The organism is Marinobacter sp. 1_MG-2023 (assembly GCF_030549045.1).
GTDB lineage: Bacteria > Pseudomonadota > Gammaproteobacteria > Pseudomonadales > Oleiphilaceae > Marinobacter.
Genome location: NZ_JAUOST010000011.1, coordinates 63,970 through 83,756, shown reverse-complemented (window position 1 = coordinate 83,756; position 19,787 = coordinate 63,970). Strand labels below are relative to the sequence as shown.

Below are 19,787 nucleotides of genomic sequence, written 5' to 3'. Positions count from 1 at the left end.
TGGCGCGGCTGGGAGGATTCGAACCTCCGACCGCTCGGTTCGTAGCCGAGTACTCTATCCAGCTGAGCTACAGCCGCGCATTGATCACTTACTGTGGTTGAGTGCTACGTCAACCTGTTCCGCTTTCCTGAAAAGGAAATGGCGGAGAGGGAGGGATTCGAACCCTCGGTACGCTTTCGCGTACGGTTCCTTAGCAGGGAACTGGTTTCAGCCACTCACCCACCTCTCCTTCAGAACGGGGCGTATACTACCATAATTTTTCTGTTTTCATAGGGTTGACACGATTTTTTTAGCCTTCATTTGCCCCAAAAACAAAAAAACCGCTCACGCCTTACCCAAACGGTCTAACTATCTACTCAGCTGTTGCCCGGCTCTGGCTCATCCACGTCTTTTTCCGACTGGATACGCTGGTAAATTTCTTCTCGGTGCACCGCAACTTCTTTCGGTGCATTAACCCCGATACGCACTTGATTGCCTTTCACTCCGAGTACTGTAACCGTAACGTCGTCACCGACCATCAGAGTTTCACCAACGCGGCGAGTTAAAATCAACATATCCCTTACTCCCTATTCAGAACTACGTGTTCCGACAAGCAATGTTTAAATTGGTTCGACGTTTCTATCGAGAACACTAGCCAACCATAAATGCACATTTCCTTATACGGTCACACGCAATCACAAGGTCAGAAAATGAGTCTCTTTTTATAAGGTTTCTTCTACACCGGGCTTATCGAGCTCGAATGCACTGTGAAGAGCACGAACTGCAAGCTCAAGGTATTTTTCGTCAATCACCACCGAAATCTTGATTTCCGATGTGGCGATCATCTGAATATTAATACCCTCGACCGAAAGCGCTTCAAACATTTTGGTTGCAACTCCCGCATGAGAGCGCATGCCAACACCAACAATACTGACTTTCGCAATTTTGGTGTCACCGCCCACTTCACGGGCTCCCAACTCATCGGAAACGCGCTGAAGCACATCTTTCGCACGTTTAAAATCGTTGCGATGAACCGTAAAGGTGAAGGCAGTCCGGTTATCCTCGCCAACGTTCTGGACTATCATGTCCACATCAATGTTGGCATCACTTATCGGCTTCAGAATACGCAGCGCGCTACCCGGAGTGTCGGGGACACCCGAAATCGTAACTTTCGCTTCATCACGGTTAAAAGCGATGCCGGAGACAACCGGTTGTTCCATGGCAGTATTTTCCTCAAATGTAATCAGAGTCCCCTCACCTTCCTCGAAGCTGGAGAGAACCCTCAACGGAACGTTGTATTTGCCCGCAAATTCTACGGCGCGAATCTGGAGTACTTTGGAACCCAGGCTCGCCATTTCCATCATTTCTTCAAATGTAATCTGCTTCAAGCGACGGGCACTGTCCACAACCCTGGGATCGGTGGTGTAAACACCGTCCACATCGGTATAGATCTGACACTCGTCAGCCTTCAGAGCGGCGGCTAGAGCGACAGCCGTGGTATCCGAGCCGCCCCGGCCCAAAGTGGTAATACTGCCACTCTCATCAACACCCTGAAATCCGGCTACAACCACCACACGGCCAGCATTCAGATCTTCGCGCATACGCTGCTCGTCAATCTGCTTGATACGGGCCTTGGTGTGCATACTGTCAGTCAGAATGCGCACCTGAGACCCGGTATAGGAACGGGCTTCGCAACCCCGCTTCTGCAACGCCATGGACAGGAGAGCTATGGTCACCTGCTCTCCCGTTGAAACGAGAACATCCATCTCACGCGGCGTGGGCTCTTCCATTATGTTATTAGCCAGAGCGATAAGCCGGTTGGTTTCGCCACTCATGGCAGAAACCACAACCACCACATCGTGGCCTTCTTTGCGGAAGCCAGAGACCTTCTCCGCAACTGCTTCTATTCGCTCGGTTGTGCCTACCGAGGTGCCACCAAACTTCTGAACCAACAGAGCCATTATCTTTCCAGTATTCGAATCAGAGAGCTGCGGCAGAGCCCAGAGCCCTGCCCGTCAAAAAACAAGCGGCAAGAATTATAAACCTCGACCGCCACAGAAAAACAGTTGCTTATGCGATATTTTTTTCAACCCACGCCGGCACACCTGCGAGGGCTTCGGCGAGCTTCGAAGGATCGTTGCCACCGCCCTGAGCCATATCGGGCCGGCCGCCGCCTTTACCATCCAGCAAGCCAGACAAATGCTTCATCAAATCACCCGCCTTGATACGCCCCGTGGCGGATTTGGTAACGCCCGCGACAAGAGTCACCTTTCCATCCGCAACACTCGCAAGAACGACCACACCTTCACCCAGTTTGTTCTTGAGTTGATCCGTGGTTTCCATCAGCGCCTTGCGGTCCGCTCCTTCGAGTTCAGAAGCAACCACTTTGAGGCCGGCCACTTCAACTGCGGAGTCAGCCAGGTCACTTCCTGCCGAACTGGCAAGTTTTGCTTTCAGTGCGTCGACATCCTTCTCGAGTTGACGATTGCGGTCAATGGTTTGCTGCACCTTGTCGATCACCGTCTCCCGGCTACCTTTTACAAGGCGAGCTGCTTCACGAAGCGTACGCTCGGTTTCATCCACCCATTCAAGCGCACCAAAGCCGGTAACCGCTTCAATACGGCGAACACCGGAAGAAATGCCACTTTCTGAAGTAATACGGAACAGACCGATGTCACCAGTGCGAGCTACGTGAGTACCACCACACAACTCTACAGAGTAGCTCTCTGTACCCATGCTCAAAACCCGCACAACGTCACCGTACTTTTCACCAAACAGAGCCATCGCGCCTTTTTGCTGCGCCTGCTCCATGTCGGTAATGTCGGTCTGAACGGCCGTATTTTCAAGGATCTGCTCGTTCACCTGGCGCTCGATTTCTTTCAATTGCTCAGGCGTGACCGCCTCAAAGTGTGAAAAGTCGAAACGCAGCTTGTCCGGGTCAACCAGCGAGCCCTTCTGGCCGACGTGCTCGCCCAGCACCTTGCGCAAGGCCGCATGCAACAGATGTGTAGCAGAGTGGTTTCGACGAGTCCGGTCGCGGCGTACGTGATCAATGCGGGCGTCAACTTCCAGACCGTCAAACAGTTCACCCTCGATCAGAGTGCCTACATGAAGGTGATTATCACCGTCTTTACGGGTGTCAGTTACTTTAAAGCGTCCCCCGCTCCAGGTCAGCAAACCGGTATCACCCACCTGACCACCGGACTCGGCATAGAAGGGCGTGCGCTCCAGTACTACAACCGCTTCATCACCAGCCTCTGCCGTTTTATGTTCGCCGTTAACGATTACAGCACGAACGCGCTCATGGCCATCCACCTGGTCGTATCCGGTAAACTCGGTTTTTCCGTCAATGCTCAGGCCGGTGGCGTTGTAATCCATGCCAAATTTACTGGCAGCTCTGGCACGTTCACGCTGGCGTTCCATGGCTTTTTCGTAGCCTTCGTAATCCAGTGTCAGGCCGCGCTCACGAGCGATATCATTGGTCAGGTCCACCGGGAAGCCATAAGTGTCATAAAGCGTAAAAATGGTTTCGCCCGGGATAACCTCGCCTTTCAGCTCGGCAATGTCCTGTTCCAGAAGCCGCAAACCCTTGTCCAGAGTTTTTACAAACTGTTCCTCTTCCTGCAACAACACTCTCTCGATCTGCTTTCGACTGCTGATCAGTTGCGGAAACGCCTCTCCCATCAATTCAACCAGAGCACCCGTCAACTTGTAGAAGAACGGGCCGGTGGCACCCAGCTTGTTGCCGTGTCGGGCAGCCCGACGGATTATGCGCCGCAGCACAAAACCGCGGCCTTCATTGGAGGGCATAACGCCATCGGAAATCAGGAACGCACAGGAGCGGATATGATCGGCAACCACACGCAAGCTGGCTTCGGTCGTTGCGGCGCCGCCGAGTATGGCCGACGCAGCTTTCAGCAAGTCGTCGAAAAGATCAATTTCGTAGTTGCTGTGTACGCCTTGCAAAACAGCTGTAACTCGCTCCAGTCCCATTCCCGTATCAACAGAAGGCTTCGGCAGGTTGAGCATTTCACCATCAGCGGTGCGGTTATACTGCATGAAGACCACGTTCCAGATCTCGATGTAGCGGTCGCCATCTTCTTCCGGGCTTCCGGGAGGGCCTCCAGCCACTTCCGGGCCATGGTCGTAGAAAATTTCGGTGCAGGGGCCGCAAGGGCCAGTGTCACCCATCTGCCAGAAGTTGTCTGATGCATAGGGAGCCCCGCCATTGTCTCCAATTCGGACAATACGATCTGCAGGCACGCCTACTTCTTTGTTCCAGATATCATAGGCTTCGTCATCATCGGCATAGACGGTCACCCAGAGTTTTTCGGCCGGCAGGTTCAACCACTGCTCTCCGGTCAGGAACGTCCACGCATAGTTGATTGCTTCACGTTTGAAGTAGTCACCAAAACTGAAGTTGCCCAGCATTTCGAAGAACGTATGGTGGCGCGCCGTGTAACCCACGTTTTCCAAGTCGTTATGCTTGCCACCGGCACGAACGCATTTCTGTGAGCTGGTTGCGCGGTTATAGTCGCGCTCCTCTCGCCCAAGAAACACATCCTTGAACTGATTCATCCCCGCATTGGTGAACAGAAGCGTCGGATCATCTGCCGGCACCAGAGAGCTGCTCGGAACGATGGAGTGACCTTGCTGTTTAAAATAATCAAGAAATGCCTGTCGCAACTCTGCGGTTTTCATAGCCCTTTGATACCTTTCCAGAAACCCCACCGTATAACGGCCGGATCCGCGATTGAATTCGAATACTTACATGCGTGTGCAAATCGGCTACTCTAGCACACGCTGAGTACAGGCAAAACGTGAAACATCACAGGAGACCCCATGCCCCGCCGCTTCCACGCCGCTGACGAACTACTTCCCCCAGCGACATTTCTCAAAAGATCACTGGCCATTATTTACGACGGATTGATCAGCATTGCCGTGCTTCTGGTTACCACCTGGATATACACCATGATAACTGGCTGGATTACGGGCTGGGATCGTCTCGCTCAGAAGGCGGAAGCCGGTCAATTATCCGGAGACCCCGGGCTGACGTTCGTATTGTTTCTGGTGATGTACCTGTTTTTTGCCTACTTCTGGACACGGATAGGACAAACGCTGGGAATGCAGGTATGGCGTGTCCGTATTGAGAACCTCGACGGCACGTCCGTGAGCTGGAGCCAGGCTCTTCGGCGCTATGTGACAGCTGCTGCTGTGTTTTTTCTGGCGCTGCTGGCTGGCTATTCTATGGGCTCGGCAACCCTGTTCCTCAGCATTCCGGCAATGATAGCGCTGTTCTACCCCATAAATGGGCTTTCCCTGACAGACAGGCTGTCAGAAAGCGTGGTCGTTGCCCTGCCCCATAAAACCAAAGCAGGTTAATCCGGCGAACAGGGGCTCTTACCCTGCCCGCCGCATCAGCACCGCACCAAAAACCGCACTGATCGCAATTGGAACGAGAACGGCAAGCGCCGGGTTAAAGCCGTAGACCACACTCATGGGGCCCAGAAGATCCTGCATGTATTTGAACAAAAGCCCCACGAGCAGGCCGGTAAACACTCGAAAGCCCATGGTCACCGAGCGCAGCGGCCCGAATATAAAGGAAATCGCGACCAGAACCATCACCCCGGTTCCCAGAGGCATCAGCGCTTTCTTCCAGAAAGCCAGCCAGTAAGGAGCTCCATTCAGTTCCTGATCACCAAGATAGCTGGCGTAAGTAAACAGGCCAGTCATGGAAAGGTTTTCCGGTTTGACGATCAACACACTCAGCACGTCCGGAGAAAGACCGGTATCCCAGCGAAGAGACTCATGGTTCTCACGGCTCGTTGAGTCGCCTTCGAGGCGCGTGGTGGTAGAGTTTTCCAACAACCAATGGTCGCCCTGATAGGTCGCCCGCTCTGCAAAACTTGAAGACATCAACTGACGCTGATCATCAAAGCGGAACAGAGACACGCCGTGCAGCACTCCATTCGTCTGCACCGCATTAAGATGCATAAACGTATTACCCTCACGGTGCCACACACCATGTGCCGCCGCTACATTCTGCCCGGCACCGAGCGCAACCGCCTTGTAGCTTTGGGCAGCTCGCTCCGCAGGGGGCGCCAAGTATTCACCGATAAGAACGCCAGTCAGAACAATAATCAACGCCGGCTTCATTGCCGACCAGACAACTCGCTTGATCGAAACACCAGCCGCGCGAATCACCGTAAGCTCAGACGAGCTGGCCATTGCACCCAGTCCGACAAGACAGCCCATAAAGGCTCCCAACGGCAGGTAGTCGTATATGCGACGCGGCAAGGTCAGCACCACGTACCAGAGCGCATCCAGAATCCGGTAGTTGTTCTCTGTGTCCTCCAACTCGGCAACGAAGGCGAAAATGAGATCCAGGGACAGCACCACAACCATCACCAGGAGCATAGCTCCGCCAACGTTTCGCATTACATAACGATCAATCTTACGCATTGGCCACCCCTTCCTGCTTCACTCTTCTTTTGTGGAGCCAGGCCGGACCAAACTGCAGCCAGAGACCAAGGGCCAGGAAGATTGCATGCACCCAGAGCATTCCCAACCACTCAGGAATCTTGCCGTCAGACATAGCATCGCGGGCAACGATAAGCAGGCCAAGATAGGCGATATAAACCAGCATCGCGGGCAAAAGATGAAAAAACCGTCCTTGCCTCGGATTAACCCTACTGAGCCGAACCGCCAGCAGCGTCACGATCGGAACAATCAGCGGTAATGAGAACCGCCAGTGCAGCAAGGCCCTGTCTCTCGGATCATCTGAACGCATGAGCTGTAAGGTTGTCACTCCCTCGTCCAGTTCCACGTCGCCGCTGCTACCGCTACGGATTTTCAGGCCGTAGGCTTCAAAACCGGTAATCTGGTAATCCAGTTTTCCCGGTATACCGTCGAAGCGGGCCCCGTTTTCCAGAATGAGAAAGCGACTACCCGTGTCCTCATCAATAAGTTGGGATCCGGAATCCGCGGCAATAACACTCACACCCGATCCATCACGGCCGTACTCTGCGATGAATACACCCTCGAGACGACGCTTATCATCACTGAGTGCTTCGGTATAGGTTACTCGCCCACCCGATGAAAGCTCCTGAAAGCGGCCTGGTGCAAGCAACTCGAATTCCGTCGCCTTTGCCTGCTCGGCGAAAATCTCTTCCACCTGTTTCATACCCCAGGGCGAGATGACCAGGCTCATACTTCCTACGATCAGCATTACTACAAGGCTGCCCATCAGGGTTTTCGAGAGCAGCTGACGGTCACTGACACCACAGGCCGAGAGAACGGTCATTTCGCTTTCCAGATACATCCGCCCGTAGGCAAGCAATATGCCGATGAATAATCCCAGCGGCAGAATAAGCTCAAGAAATCCTGGAAAACGGTAAGCCATGATTTCAAACAGAACGCCCGGTGCAATCTTGCCCTCTGCGGCGCCAGCCAGATATTTAAGAAATCGCCCACTCATAAATACCAGCAAAAGGATGCCCGAAACGGCAACCATACTGACCATAACCTGACGTATGAGATAGCGGAAAATAATGCTCAAAACGGTTTTTCTGCCCGTGTAGACCGAAACATGGAGGAATAGGATAACTGCGCGTATTCTAAGTAACCTTGGGGCCGAATGACAGTACAGCGACGTTAAGGCCGTGACAGATACTCTGCCGGTTAAGTGAACTAACCTGCTCTTCCCGCTTGATTATCCGACAGCAAGCCCCAATGCTTGGAGGATCGAAATAAATCATTCTCGCCGCCAACAGCTGCGGCCGCCCTGGACAACCTACAGGAGTTTCCATGAACTTCAGCCTCAACAGTAAAGCCATTGAAAGTACCAAAGCCGACTGCCTTGTCGTCGCCCTGCCGGAAAAAGGCGATTGGCCAGCCTCTACTACCGGGGTGGACGGCGTATTGGGAGGGCTGATAAGCAAGCTCCAGAAAGCCGGGGATATCAGTGGTAAGAATGCAGCAACCACCATGGTGCCGCTTAGTGACCAGCACTGGAGCCGGCTTCTTATCGTCGGTACCGGAAAGGATGCAGACCGCACTAGCGCAAGCTTCCGCAAGGCGCTGACCGCAATGACGAGCGCCCTGAAAGATGGCCCTTCAAAAAGTGCTCACATCACCCTGACAGACACCGGGCTGAACGGCGATGAAAGCCAGAGTTCGGAGCTGGCAAAACTCAGCCTGATCGGCCGCACACTGGAAGAGCAGCTTTACCTGTTCAGTGACTTCAAGAGCGAAAAGCCGGCCGCACGCAAGCTCAAAAAAATCCTGGTGGCCGCTTCCGGTACAGCCAAGGCCCAGAAAGAAGCGTTCAATCTCGGTTTGGCGACAGGCCGCGGTATGAATTTCACCCGTGACCTCGGCAACATGCCACCAAACATTTGTCACCCGGTATGGCTAGCCGAACAAGCGAGCAAGCTTGCTGCCGATCACGGTTGCATCAAGACTGAAATCCTTGATGAAAAGCAGATGAAAAAGCTGGGCATGAACTCCCTTCTGGCCGTTGGCCAGGGCAGCACCCAGCCACCCCGCCTGATTGTTATGGAGTACCGCGGTGGCAACGCGAAAGACAAGCCCCACGTTCTTGTCGGTAAAGGCATCACCTTCGACACCGGCGGCATCAGCCTGAAACCGGGCGCTGGTATGGACGAGATGAAGTATGACATGGGCGGCTCCGCTGCCGTATTCGGCGCCATGCAGGTCCTTGCGGAGGTCAAGCCGAAGGTCAATGTGGTTGCCGTAATCGCTGCCGCTGAGAACATGCCCGATGGCAATGCTGCACGCCCAGGCGATATTGTAACCACCATGTCTGGCCAGACCGTTGAAATTCTCAACACAGATGCCGAAGGCCGCTTGGTTCTCTGCGACGCCCTCACCTACGTGAAAAAGTTCGACCCGGAAGCAGTGATTGATCTGGCCACGCTCACAGGTGCCTGCATCGTCGCCCTTGGCCATGAGGCTACAGGCCTACTGGCAAACAATGACGAACTGGCAAACGAACTGTTGACCGCAGGTGATCGCGCGAGCGACAAAGCCTGGCGCCTGCCTCTCTGGGACGAGTACCAGAGCCTGCTGGACAGCAATTTTGCCGACATGGCCAACATCGGCGGCCGTTCGGCGGGCACTATTACCGCTGCCTGCTTCTTGTCACGATTCACCAAAGAATACCGTTGGGCCCACCTCGACATCGCCGGAACTGCGTGGCACTCCGGCAAAGCCAAAGGTTCCTCCGGCCGTCCGGTTCCCTTGCTTGTCGACTACCTCATGTCCCACGCCGGCAAGTAATGGAAGCTAACGGAAAACTATGAACGGTAATCCGGCAACACAAACCGGCAGCGATGCTGCCGGTGCCTCCCGGCAGGCAACGGGACAGGAGGATAAAAACCAGCGGTACTGGTTCCATATACTCCTGCAAGACACCCCTACAGCCCGCAACCTGCACGCTACCAAGCTTGTAAATAAAGCCTGGGAACAGGGCGATCGGGTGTGCATTGTGTGCGACACCCAGCAACAAGCCGAAGAACTGGACGACCTACTCTGGAACATCAGCCCAGACGCGTTCATCCCCCACAGCATTGCAGAGGATTCCACCACCACCTGTTCCGACCCCGTCGGTATTCTGCTCTACCCGCCCGCTCCGGAAGACTGGGATACGGTGATCATTCTTTCAGCAGCCTTGCCGGCGAATGCAGACCGGTTCAAAAGGCTTGCGCTGGTTGCTCATAACGACCCGAATGTTCTGAATCAGGCGCGGGCGCATTTCAGGCAGTTGCGCGCTTTAGGTGTCGAGGCTCAAGTGTATGATCAACGATCGCGATCGTGATCATACACTTGGACAGCGCTGGATTAGAGCTTCCAGCTTGCGCATGCAACGATACTAACGACAATTCGCTGGCAAGTGCTTTTCGTTTACATTCTGACCGTAACAGATCCAACTGATCTCGCCTTCATCGACGGCAGGTTCAAGTACGATATATTTGGGCTCTCCGGAATTGTCCACGCCCATTTCGACCCCGATCACGCCCTCTTCATATACATCAATCGTATAGTTCTGAACGTCATTCTCCAATGTCAGCTCCGGATAGCCCAGCTCTTGCATGGTTAGCGGCCAAGCCTGGTTTTCATTGGCGTAGGAGTTGACTCGAGCCTGGGTTTCCTGAGCCATAGAATATGCAGCCGAATAACGTGCCCTTTCGACATACTGCTGGTATGCAGGAATTGCCACGGCAGCCAGCACACCGATGATCGCGACAGTTACCAACAGGGATGCAGCTCCGCCAGCACCACCACCCAACCGGGGCACAAACATCGATAGCACCCAGGCGCCGATACTGCGGCGAGGATGCTTGACCTCCCTGCCTTGTGTCAGTGCCAAAGCGGTCGCCATGCGTTTTGTCAGCCACGGATAGTCGCCGGTCAGTTCGTTGAACGACATCCAGAACCCACTGGTTGCCTGAATCTGACTGAGGTAAGCATCCACATTGATGGTCTTCCAGCGGGTATCCCCTGCAGCGATTGCCGCTATGGCGGCCTTGATATCCTCTGAAGACTGGCAACAGGCAACGCCGTAGCGATCACAGGTGTACTCCTCTGCGCGGCGCAAAGCCGGCCCAACCACAGGCAAAAGCGAGCCGGGCATGACAAACGCGCGCCAAGAAAGATGTTTGCGGTGTATGTGGCCAAGTTCATGGCCAATATAGAAGTCGACCGCACCCGGTTGATCTTCCAGGGCATCAATCACATCGGTAAACAACACCACAAAGTGACGACCGAGAAACTTGGTGGCCAGTGCGTTAAAGAAATCGGTGCGAAGCAGGTATGCTTCAGGCAATTCTGTAACGCCAACTTTTTCAGAACAACGAACAAGCCGCTCATAGAGATCTGGATACTGATCCTGGCTGATGCGCACACCTGAGCCTTTCAGGTGGGAGATAAATGCCGAATGTGCAAACAGAAAAAACACATAGCCCAAGAGCAAGTACAACAACAAAATCCCGAACGTCCCGACAACCAATGCAAGCCAGACAATCGCTGAAAACACGACCGCTATCTTGAGCAACGGCTTCTCGTTCTTGTAAACCAAATCCATGGTATCCCCTCGTTAAGATGCTTACAGAGTGACCGGCGAGTGCACAGCGAAAGACCTGAGCCAATTATGACTGAGGTTTATTGAGGCGCACCCACGCAGCAAAGCCGGCGATTATAGAGAAAAACAGCGAACATCTTCCACGACTACATGTCGGTTTCACATACCCGAAGGTGGGGCACAGCCTGCCGAAGCCGACCTCCATGGCTCGAAGGCAAGCGACCATGTATAATCCAGCGTCTTAATTTCCCCTTGTGAATCAATCAAACGGTCGCTAGAAAAACCCATGGAAAAAACCTACCAGCCAGAAAACATTGAGCGCCAGTGGTACGAAAACTGGGAATCCAAAGGGTACTTCCGCCCCAGCGGAGAGGGCGAGTCCTACAGCATCGCCATCCCACCACCCAATGTGACCGGCAGCCTGCACATGGGCCACGCCTTCCAGCACACCATCATGGACACCCTCACCCGCTACAAGCGTATGCAGGGTCACAACACCCTGTGGCAGGTAGGAAGTGACCACGCAGGCATCGCTACCCAAATGGTGGTTGAGCGCAAACTGGCTGCGGAAGAAGGCAAAACCCGCCACGATCTCGGCCGCGATGAGTTCATCAAGCGCATCTGGGAATGGAAAGAAGAATCTGGCGGCACTATTACCAGCCAGATGCGCCGGCTCGGCAACTCGGTGGATTGGGACACCGAACGCTTCACCATGGATGACGGCTTCTACAAAGCCGTACAGGAAGTGTTTATCCGCCTGTACGAAGACGGCCTGGTTTACCGCGGCAAACGCCTGGTGAACTGGGATCCGAAACTGCATACCGCCATTTCCGACCTGGAAGTAGAGAACAAGGAAGAAAAAGGCTTTTTCTGGCACCTGCGTTACCCTCTGGCCGATGGCGCCAAGACTCAAGACGGTAAAGATTATCTCGTGGTCGCCACCACCCGGCCGGAAACCATGCTGGGCGATACCGCAGTAGCCGTCCACCCGGATGACGAGCGCTATCAGCACCTGATTGGCAAGTTCGTGATGCTGCCGCTGGTAAACCGTCGCATTCCGGTGATTGCAGATCACCATGCCGACCCGGAAAAAGGCTCAGGTTGCGTCAAGATTACCCCGGCTCACGATTTCAACGACTACGCCGTGGGCAAGCGCAACAACCTGCCAATGATGAACGTGCTGACCCAGGATGCAAACGTTCGGGAACAGGCAGAAGTATTCAACAGTGACGGAACCGAAAACACGGAATTGGATGGCACCCTGCCTCAAGCGTACGCAGGCCTGACCCGTGAAGACGCGCGCAAACAGATCGTTGCTGACATGGAAGCCGCAGGGCTGGTTCAGCAGGTGGAAGATCACGTTCTGAGTGTTCCCCGTGGCGACCGCTCTGGTTTGATCATTGAGCCAATGCTGACCGACCAATGGTTTGCAGATGCGAAAGAACTGGCCAAACCAGCCATCGAAGCCGTGGAAGATGGTCGTATCCAGTTTGTGCCCAAGCAGTACGAAAACATGTATTTCTCCTGGATGCGTGACATTCAGGACTGGTGTATTTCTCGCCAGTTATGGTGGGGCCACCGCATTCCAGCCTGGTACGACGCCGAAGGCAACATCTACGTTGGCCGCAGCGAAGATGAAGTACGTCAGAAGCACAACCTGGCAGCAGATTTTGTATTGAAGCAGGACGACGACGTACTGGACACCTGGTTCAGCTCGGCACTTTGGACCTTCGGCACACTGGGCTGGCCGGAAATCACCGAGCGCCTGAAGACGTTCCACCCTACCGATGTCCTGGTGACCGGTTTTGACATCATTTTCTTCTGGGTTGCCCGAATGATCATGATGACCATGCACTTCATGAAAAATGAAGACGGCACGCCTCAGGTTCCATTCAAAACCGTTTACGTCACCGGCCTGATCCGTGACGAGCATGGCGACAAGATGTCCAAGTCCAAGGGCAACGTAATTGACCCGTTGGACATGATTGACGGCATCGATCTGGCACCGCTGCTTGAGAAGCGAACCGGCAACCTGATGCAGCCCAAGCTGGCCAAGAAAATTGCCAAGCAAACCGAGAAGGAATTTCCGGAAGGTATTTCTGCTCACGGCACTGATGCTTTGCGCTTTACGCTGGCTGCCATGGCCACTACAGGCCGTGACATTAACTGGGACATGAAACGTCTGGAAGGCTACCGCAACTTCTGCAACAAACTGTGGAACGCTGCCCGTTACGTACTGATGAACACCGAAGGTGAAGACTGCGGTGTGAATGGGGAAGCCGTTGACTTATCACTGGCTGACCGCTGGATCATCAGCGCTTTGCAGCAGTGCGAGCAGGATGTGACCCGTCATCTGGATCAATACCGTTTCGATCTGGCTTCCCACGCTTTGTATGAGTTCATCTGGAATGAGTACTGCGACTGGTATCTTGAGCTATCCAAGCCTTCCCTGAGCGACGATAACGCCACTGCCGAAGCCAAACGCGGCACTCGGCGTACTCTGGTGCGCGTGCTGGAAACCGTCTTGCGCCTGGCGCACCCGATCATGCCGTTTATCACGGAAGAAATCTGGCAGCGCATTGCGCCACTTGCTGGCAAATCCGGTGACAGCATTATGCTGCAGCCGTTCCCGCAGGTGGATGCGAGCAAGCACGATGCGAAAGCGGTCGAAGACATTGAGTGGCTGAAGGGTGTGATCGTGGCCGTGCGTAACATTCGCGGTGAGATGAACATTTCGCCGGCGAAAAAGATTCCGGTTCTGTTACGTGGGAACAGTGCTGACGGTCAGCGCCGCATGAATGAAAACCGTCAGTTCCTCAGTTCGCTGGCCAAGCTGGAGAGTCTGGAGTGGTTTGAGGGTGATAATGCGCCCATGTGTGCCACCCAGTTGGTTGGCGATATGGAAGTCTTGGTGCCTATGGCCGGCCTGATCGATAAAGATGCGGAGCTGAAGCGGCTGGACAAGGAGCTGGAGCGCCTGCAGAAGGAAATCGCGCGACTGGAGGGCAAGCTGGGGAACGAGAAGTTCACTGCCAAGGCGCCGGCGGAGGTTGTCGCCAAGGAGCAGGAGAAGCTGGCTGAAGCTCAGGGTAACCAGAGCCGGTTGCAGCAACAGCGCGCAGACATTGAGGCCATGTAAGCATGGTGTCTGCGGATGAGGGTTCCGGGAGTGGCGGGTTGATTGCCATTCTTGGAGCGGGTTCTTTGGGGCGGCTTTGGGCCGCCCTTTTGCCGCCTGGCCAATGTGGCTTTTTGCCTCGGCTCTCTGGTGGTGAACTTCGGAGAAGCTTCAGCCTTCAGGAAGTTCCTCCCGAAACACGCTGTGAATACATCCTTGTAAACTCTGCTCCGCCCTTTGGCGCTAATGCTCCTGCGTCGCGCCAAAGGTCCAGGGCAAGCCGTCCATGGCTTGCCCGTGAAGTGCCTCGCACTCCACCCATGGCTCCGCAAGGTTTCGGGAGGAACTTCCTGAAGGCTTCGCCGGGTTCTGGTCAAACCCGAAAACCTATTAGCATTCCAGCACTCAAGTCCACTGAGAACGTAAAGCTGCTTGTAGTAACAACGAAAGCCGGAGATACGCTTACGGCTTTAAATGACTGGCTACCATATATTCCGGAACATACTCCCGTGGTTTTGTTTCAGAATGGCTTAGGTAGCCAGCAAGCAGTTGCTGAGCGCTGGCCGCAACGGCCGATTTTGGCGGCCAGCACTACCGAAGGGGCGAACCGGCCATCGCAGGATGTGCTGGTTCATGCCGGGGCTGGTGACACCTGGGTAGGTGCACTTACTGCTTCTGCGGCTGAACATGTAATAGATGTTGTTCAACAGTTGGCCGCAACTGGTTTGCGGGTTCATGCTGAGGACAAGATTCTGCAACGGCTTTGGCAGAAGCTGGTGGTTAATGCGGGGATCAATCCGTTTACCGCCCTGCTCGACTGCCCTAATGGCGATATTCTGGGCTCGCCACTCTATCAACAGAATGTTGACGGGCTTTGTTCAGAGATATCTCTTCTGCTGCAGGCCGAAACCTCGGAGGCGGTAGCGCCGTTGGTCCTTCGGGAGCGTATTGAGAAAGTGGCGAGAAATACAGCCGGCAACACTTCGTCCATGCGCGCAGACGTTATAGCTGGGCGTAAAACCGAGATTGATTTTATCAATGGCTATCTTGTGCAATGCGGAGAGCGCCACGGTATTGCCACGCCGGTAAACCAAATGCTGACCGACCGAGTAAAAGGTTTGTAACGCTTTAAATAAATGGGTTTTAAACAGGAGCACTCTTCATGGGCAATCGCCTTTCCAAGATTTACACCCGCACCGGTGACGACGGGTCGACCGGCCTGGCCGATGGCAACCGCATTGCCAAAAATGCCCAGCGCGTTGAGGCGATGGGTATGGCCGATGAGCTGAATTGCCATATTGGCCTGCTGATTGAAACTCTGGATAGCGACGATGAAATGCTTGAGCCATTGCGCCGCATTCAGCATCACCTGTTTGATCTTGGCGGAGAGTTTGCCATTCCTGGCAGTAAGGCAATCAACGACGATCACATCAGTTGGCTGGAAAACCTGCTGGATGATATGAACGAACCCTTGCCACCCCTGAAAAATTTCATCCTGCCCGGCGGCAGCCCGGCCGCAGCCCAATGCCACCTGGCCCGTGCCGTTTGCCGCCGCGCGGAGCGTGTGGTGGTGGCCCTCAGCCATGAGGATTCAATAAACCTGCTGGCACGCCAGTACCTTAACCGTCTATCAGACCTGTTGTTTGTAGCTTCGAGGGTGTTAGCGCGCCGGGAAGGCGCTGAAGAGATTCTTTGGGACCAGAAGAAATCGGGCCTATAGCATTCAGAATGCCAGAAAACGACTTTGGAGCTGGGCCCGGTAGCGTAAAGGCTCCAGAAACACGCTGTGAATACCTCCATGTACGCTTGGCTCCGCCATCCATGGCTCCGCACAGTTTCTAGAGCCTTTACGCTACCGGGCCATCGAGCTGAGGAGTTGTCTTCAGCTCACTCACAGCGGCAACTCGACCTTAAACTTTAAACGCCTCAACAAGTCTCTGCAGTGAAGCCGTCAACTCGGACATCTGCCGCGATGAGGCCAGCGTTTCTTCGGCATTAGCCGCCGTCGATGTACCCAGCTCACCAATGTGGGCCACACTGGCATTCACATCTTTAGATACCGCTGATTGCTCTTCAGCAGCCTGGGCAATCTGATGACTCATGTCCACGATGACCGAAATACCCTTGGCAATCCGGCTCAGTGCTTCCGTTACTTCGCCGGATTTCTCGACAGTTGTCTGGGTGACGTCGCGGCTATTGGTCATGGCCGCTACAGCATCCTTCACGCCGCTCTGGAGCTGGGAAATCATACCCTCGATTTCTTCAGTGGACTTGTGAGTGCGCTGGGACAAGGATCGTACTTCATCGGCAACCACCGCAAACCCGCGCCCATGCTCACCCGCCCGGGCCGCTTCAATCGCGGCGTTGAGCGCCAGCAGGTTGGTCTGTCCCGCTATTGCCTTGATCTCCACCAGCACCTGGCTGATGTTGTCGCTGTCTTCGCTAACCCGGTTAATCACATCCACCGCACTGGAAATTTCGGTGGCCAGCCGGTTGATGGTTTCCACGGTATCCGAGACGACGCCGCGGCCGGTTTCTGTGTCCTGTTCAGCCGCTGACGCACTGTCTGCAACTCGATGGGCGCTTTCCGTCACCTCGTTCACAGCTTCAACCATCTGGCTCATGGCTTCATTAATCTGGCCACTCTCCGACATTTGACGTGCCACGGCCTCACTGTTGGAGGCGGCCGTATCCTTGACTCGCGCAGCCTGCTGGTCAACATCTGAGGTCGTCTGACCTACAGATCGTATCAGGTCAGCCATTCGATCCGTCATGTTGTTGAATTCACCGGTCAGTTCACCAAGTTCGTCGCGGTTATCAAGTGAAATCCGGGTGGTCATATCCCCTGCGGCAACCTTACGTGCTGCTTCACTGAACCGGTTGATCGCCGTGCGCACAGACATGAAAAAGCCGATATAGAGATACACAACGATAAGCAGAACCACAATCAACGCCACCACAATCAGGCGACGCTGGCTGACTTCCTGTTCCAGGCTGGCATTCAGGTTATTTTCTATCACATCAAACGCAGCGGATTTCAGCTCGCCAAAACCCATCAACTGCGCAACGATACGCGAGTCATACTCCTGCCAGGACATCTCCAGTCGCATGGGCGTAATAATATTCACATCAAGCAGTTCGCGGACGTTCAACAAGCTCTCATCAACCTTTCGAAACGTATCGCCTGCGCCAGCGTTCAGTGCGGGAGATGCGTCGGCAGCAAGTATCAGAGCTGGAGAAAGGAGCGAGCTGCGGTTGGTGAGGCCGTCATAAATCTCATTGAAAGTTTCGCTAAGAGCATAACCAACCTGCCCTTCAACCAATGCGTAGAGTCCATAGGAGCGGGCCTGTCCGATCACGCTGCGCGCTTCCGGCAGCGTTTGGCGAATCAACCCGAGAATAAGCAGGTTCTCTCTCGATACACCATGGCCCAGCCCGGAGGTTTCGATGGTGGCGGGAAGGAGTGCCAAAACTTTCTGGACAAACTCCTGATAGTACTTGAACTGAGGATCAAAGTTGGTCTGGTAGTTGTCATCCGCACGGAGTCTTTGCCAGTCATCCCGTAGCGCCTCAACCTGGTCCGCCCAGGCCCCGGACGCGTCAAACGAGCGTGGCTCTGCCGCCAGGCTATCAAGAATGGAGGCAATATCTTCAGCTGCCTCATCTGAGCGGACCATGAGGGTGTCTTCATTTTTAGCCACCGCCGGTGCGCGATAGTCCCGGTAGTCCATGGATGCATCTACAAGATGATCAATCTGACGCAATTGCTCCAGGCCTTCTACACCGCGAGTCATTGTCGCAACCGAGCGGTTGAGCTCAGTCATTACTAACCAGGACAACCCACCAATCGGCAGAAGAAACAGAACACTGATAAGGCTGAACTTGTACAGCATCGGCAATCGGTTCATCAGCGCTACGGCAGGATTAATGAGTTGCTTCACATCGGCCCTCTCTTTGAAACGTCAACAACTGAACTAACGTTCTTTTTTTATCGCCCGAACATCCGATAACTTGAGCACTTTCTTTTGCCGCTTGAGCCTTCAGACGACCCCTGCAATAACCAGCAACGCCAATGCACAGATCCAGACCAACATGCTTCGGTTCAACAAGTCTCTCACCGCATTCAGACTACGTCCCCCAAAAGTGGCCCACTCATCTGCATGAACCTGGGAGAACCTTGCCGGATCAAGTGCATAACCGGTTAACGACCCATTGGCGGAGATCATTAGCACTTCCGAGGTGCTTTTCGTAATGCCTCCGATTGCTTGCCTGGCCTCTATCAGCCACCCCGAGAGATCACCGGCAATGCCAAACGTTATCGAGAGCAGCCTTGCAGGTATCCAGTTGAACCACTCACAGATTTCGATATATCTCGGTCTTGCAGCTGCCTGCGGCCACTGTTCCGCCAACGCAACCAGCCCCCGCACGAAAATTGCCAACCCGATGCCGCCCACGACATACCAGAATGCGACAAGGAAAAAGCGCTGAAAGGCAGCCATCATGAGGGCTCGTGACAGGGAAAGGTGCATCACCTCAGGTGACGCTGCCGCACCACGCTCAGCAGCTGGCAACCGCTCCTGGATATGGTGCCAGGCCGCTTGCATGTCGCCCTTTTGCCAAGCCTCGGAATAGGATTCAATTGACTGCCGCCAGCCTGGCATGCCCATCATTAATACGAGAATAAAAATCTCGAGTGGGTAGGCAGCGATCCGCCATCCGTATAACGATGAAATATAGACACACAAAGCCGCCAGCAGTGCCGGCACGCCCACCAGAAACAAACCAGACAAAATGCCTGATTCTTTGCCGGCTTCAACTTTGCTTCCGCTATGAAACCAGCGGCGCCAGAGCGCATCAGCGGACACGGCATTGAGATTATCAAGGCGTCTCCGCACGAAATAGGCAACCAGAAACACCACAAGAATCATCCAAAATGCTCCCTTTTGAGCCAGTTAACCAAGACGTCTGCGAGACTGAACCGCCTGCAGGGAAGCCCGGAAATATTGCCAGTCAAATGCAGGCCCCGGATCCGTCTTACGGCCCGGAGCAATGTCACAGTGCCCGGTAATCCGATCATCGGTAATTTCCGGCCAGGCTGAACAGATAACAGTTGAGAGTTCTGCCAGCGAAACGTACTGCTCGGGTGTATAGGGAACATCATCCGCCCCCTCAAGTTCTATTCCAATGGAGAAGTCGTTGCACTCATCCACACCCTGAAAACAGGAGCGACCAGCGTGCCAGGCCCGCTCCAGCAAGCTGACAAACTGAACGACCGATCCATCCCTTCTGATCAGGGCGTGGGCCGATACATGCATATCGGCAATGGTTGCAAAATAGGGATGCTCAGAGGGGTTCAGGCAATTCGTGAAAAAATCTTCGATGTAACTCCCGCCAAACTGGCCAGGCGGAAGGCTGATACTGTGCACGACCAACAGACTTATCTCAGCGCCCTCAGGGCGGGCGCCGTAATTGGGCGACGGGCACCAGCGGGCAGATGCAAGGCGCCCTGTATCCCGGAGTGTTTTTATGTCTTCGCCGGAAACTGGCGAATCAGAATGGCCTGGGGCTGAATGGGGCAAGGTGAATCCA

At 54.3% G+C, this 19,787-nt stretch carries 15 protein-coding genes and 2 tRNA genes; 6 read left to right on the top strand and 11 right to left on the bottom strand.

Annotated elements, in window-relative coordinates:
* From Q4606_RS18175 to alaS, 5 genes are all read right to left on the bottom strand, one after another.
* Nucleotides 1-77 (bottom strand) — tRNA-Arg (locus Q4606_RS18175).
* Between the two features lie 62 nt (nucleotides 78-139).
* A tRNA-Ser gene (locus Q4606_RS18170) sits at nucleotides 140-229 on the bottom strand.
* 127 nt (nucleotides 230-356) lie between these two features.
* Nucleotides 357-554: a carbon storage regulator CsrA gene (gene csrA, locus Q4606_RS18165; protein WP_303597628.1), complete on the bottom strand. Its 198-nt coding sequence runs from the start codon at nucleotides 552-554 to the stop codon at nucleotides 357-359.
* Nucleotides 555-701: 147 nt separating this feature from the next.
* A complete protein-coding gene (locus tag Q4606_RS18160) occupies nucleotides 702-1,940 on the bottom strand; it encodes an aspartate kinase (protein ID WP_303597627.1) in 1,239 nt (412 codons plus the stop codon).
* Nucleotides 1,941-2,049: 109 nt separating this feature from the next.
* On the bottom strand, nucleotides 2,050-4,680 hold the full coding sequence (gene alaS, locus Q4606_RS18155) for an alanine--tRNA ligase (protein WP_303608360.1): 2,631 nt from the start codon (nucleotides 4,678-4,680) through the stop codon (nucleotides 2,050-2,052).
* A 141-nt stretch (nucleotides 4,681-4,821) separates the two neighbouring features.
* Between alaS and Q4606_RS18150 the strand changes: the two genes are divergently transcribed.
* Nucleotides 4,822-5,361 (top strand): RDD family protein, encoded by a 540-nt coding sequence (locus Q4606_RS18150; protein ID WP_303597625.1) that lies wholly within the window; start codon nucleotides 4,822-4,824, stop codon nucleotides 5,359-5,361.
* 18 nt (nucleotides 5,362-5,379) lie between these two features.
* On the opposite strand, the gene lptG is transcribed toward Q4606_RS18150, so the two are convergent.
* The gene (gene lptG / locus Q4606_RS18145) at nucleotides 5,380-6,441 is read right to left on the bottom strand and encodes an LPS export ABC transporter permease LptG (protein ID WP_303597624.1); all 1,062 of its coding nucleotides are present in this window, start codon (nucleotides 6,439-6,441) and stop codon (nucleotides 5,380-5,382) included.
* Nucleotides 6,434-7,537 (bottom strand): LPS export ABC transporter permease LptF, encoded by a 1,104-nt coding sequence (lptF, locus tag Q4606_RS18140; protein WP_303608359.1) that lies wholly within the window; start codon nucleotides 7,535-7,537, stop codon nucleotides 6,434-6,436. The genes lptG and lptF overlap by 8 nt, the downstream gene beginning before the upstream one ends.
* Before the next feature lie 248 nt (nucleotides 7,538-7,785).
* Between lptF and Q4606_RS18135 the strand changes: the two genes are divergently transcribed.
* A complete protein-coding gene (locus tag Q4606_RS18135) occupies nucleotides 7,786-9,279 on the top strand; it encodes a leucyl aminopeptidase (protein ID WP_303608358.1) in 1,494 nt (497 codons plus the stop codon).
* A 19-nt stretch (nucleotides 9,280-9,298) separates the two neighbouring features.
* Nucleotides 9,299-9,817, top strand: coding sequence for a DNA polymerase III subunit chi (locus tag Q4606_RS18130; protein WP_303608357.1), 519 nt, complete (start codon nucleotides 9,299-9,301; stop codon nucleotides 9,815-9,817).
* Nucleotides 9,818-9,871: 54 nt separating this feature from the next.
* Here the strand turns inward: Q4606_RS18130 and Q4606_RS18125 are convergent, their stop codons facing one another.
* Nucleotides 9,872-11,083, bottom strand: coding sequence for a pilin (locus Q4606_RS18125; protein WP_303608356.1), 1,212 nt, complete (start codon nucleotides 11,081-11,083; stop codon nucleotides 9,872-9,874).
* Between the two features lie 283 nt (nucleotides 11,084-11,366).
* On the opposite strand from Q4606_RS18125, the gene Q4606_RS18120 reads away from it, so the two are divergent.
* The 3 genes from Q4606_RS18120 to Q4606_RS18110 are packed head-to-tail and all read left to right on the top strand — an operon-like array spanning nucleotide 11,367 to nucleotide 15,918.
* Nucleotides 11,367-14,219: a valine--tRNA ligase gene (locus Q4606_RS18120; protein ID WP_303608355.1), complete on the top strand. Its 2,853-nt coding sequence runs from the start codon at nucleotides 11,367-11,369 to the stop codon at nucleotides 14,217-14,219.
* 2 nt (nucleotides 14,220-14,221) lie between these two features.
* Nucleotides 14,222-15,322, top strand: a complete 1,101-nt coding sequence (locus Q4606_RS18115; RefSeq protein ID WP_303608354.1) for a 2-dehydropantoate 2-reductase — start codon at nucleotides 14,222-14,224, stop codon at nucleotides 15,320-15,322.
* A 38-nt stretch (nucleotides 15,323-15,360) separates the two neighbouring features.
* Nucleotides 15,361-15,918 carry a cob(I)yrinic acid a,c-diamide adenosyltransferase gene (locus tag Q4606_RS18110; RefSeq protein WP_303608353.1) on the top strand — a complete coding sequence of 186 codons (558 nt, stop codon included), beginning with the start codon at nucleotides 15,361-15,363 and terminating at the stop codon, nucleotides 15,916-15,918.
* Nucleotides 15,919-16,108: 190 nt separating this feature from the next.
* Here the strand turns inward: Q4606_RS18110 and Q4606_RS18105 are convergent, their stop codons facing one another.
* The 3 genes from Q4606_RS18105 to ampD all read right to left on the bottom strand — a co-directional run bounded on the left by Q4606_RS18105 (nucleotide 16,109) and on the right by ampD (nucleotide 19,777).
* Nucleotides 16,109-18,139 carry a methyl-accepting chemotaxis protein gene (locus Q4606_RS18105; RefSeq protein WP_303608352.1) on the bottom strand — a complete coding sequence of 677 codons (2,031 nt, stop codon included), beginning with the start codon at nucleotides 18,137-18,139 and terminating at the stop codon, nucleotides 16,109-16,111.
* Nucleotides 18,140-18,238: 99 nt separating this feature from the next.
* Nucleotides 18,239-19,126, bottom strand: a complete 888-nt coding sequence (gene ampE, locus Q4606_RS18100; RefSeq protein WP_303597615.1) for a regulatory signaling modulator protein AmpE — start codon at nucleotides 19,124-19,126, stop codon at nucleotides 18,239-18,241.
* Nucleotides 19,127-19,150: 24 nt separating this feature from the next.
* Entirely contained in the window at nucleotides 19,151-19,777 is a 627-nt protein-coding gene (ampD, locus tag Q4606_RS18095) for a 1,6-anhydro-N-acetylmuramyl-L-alanine amidase AmpD (protein WP_303608351.1), read from the bottom strand.
* Nucleotides 19,778-19,787: the final 10 nt, after the last annotated feature.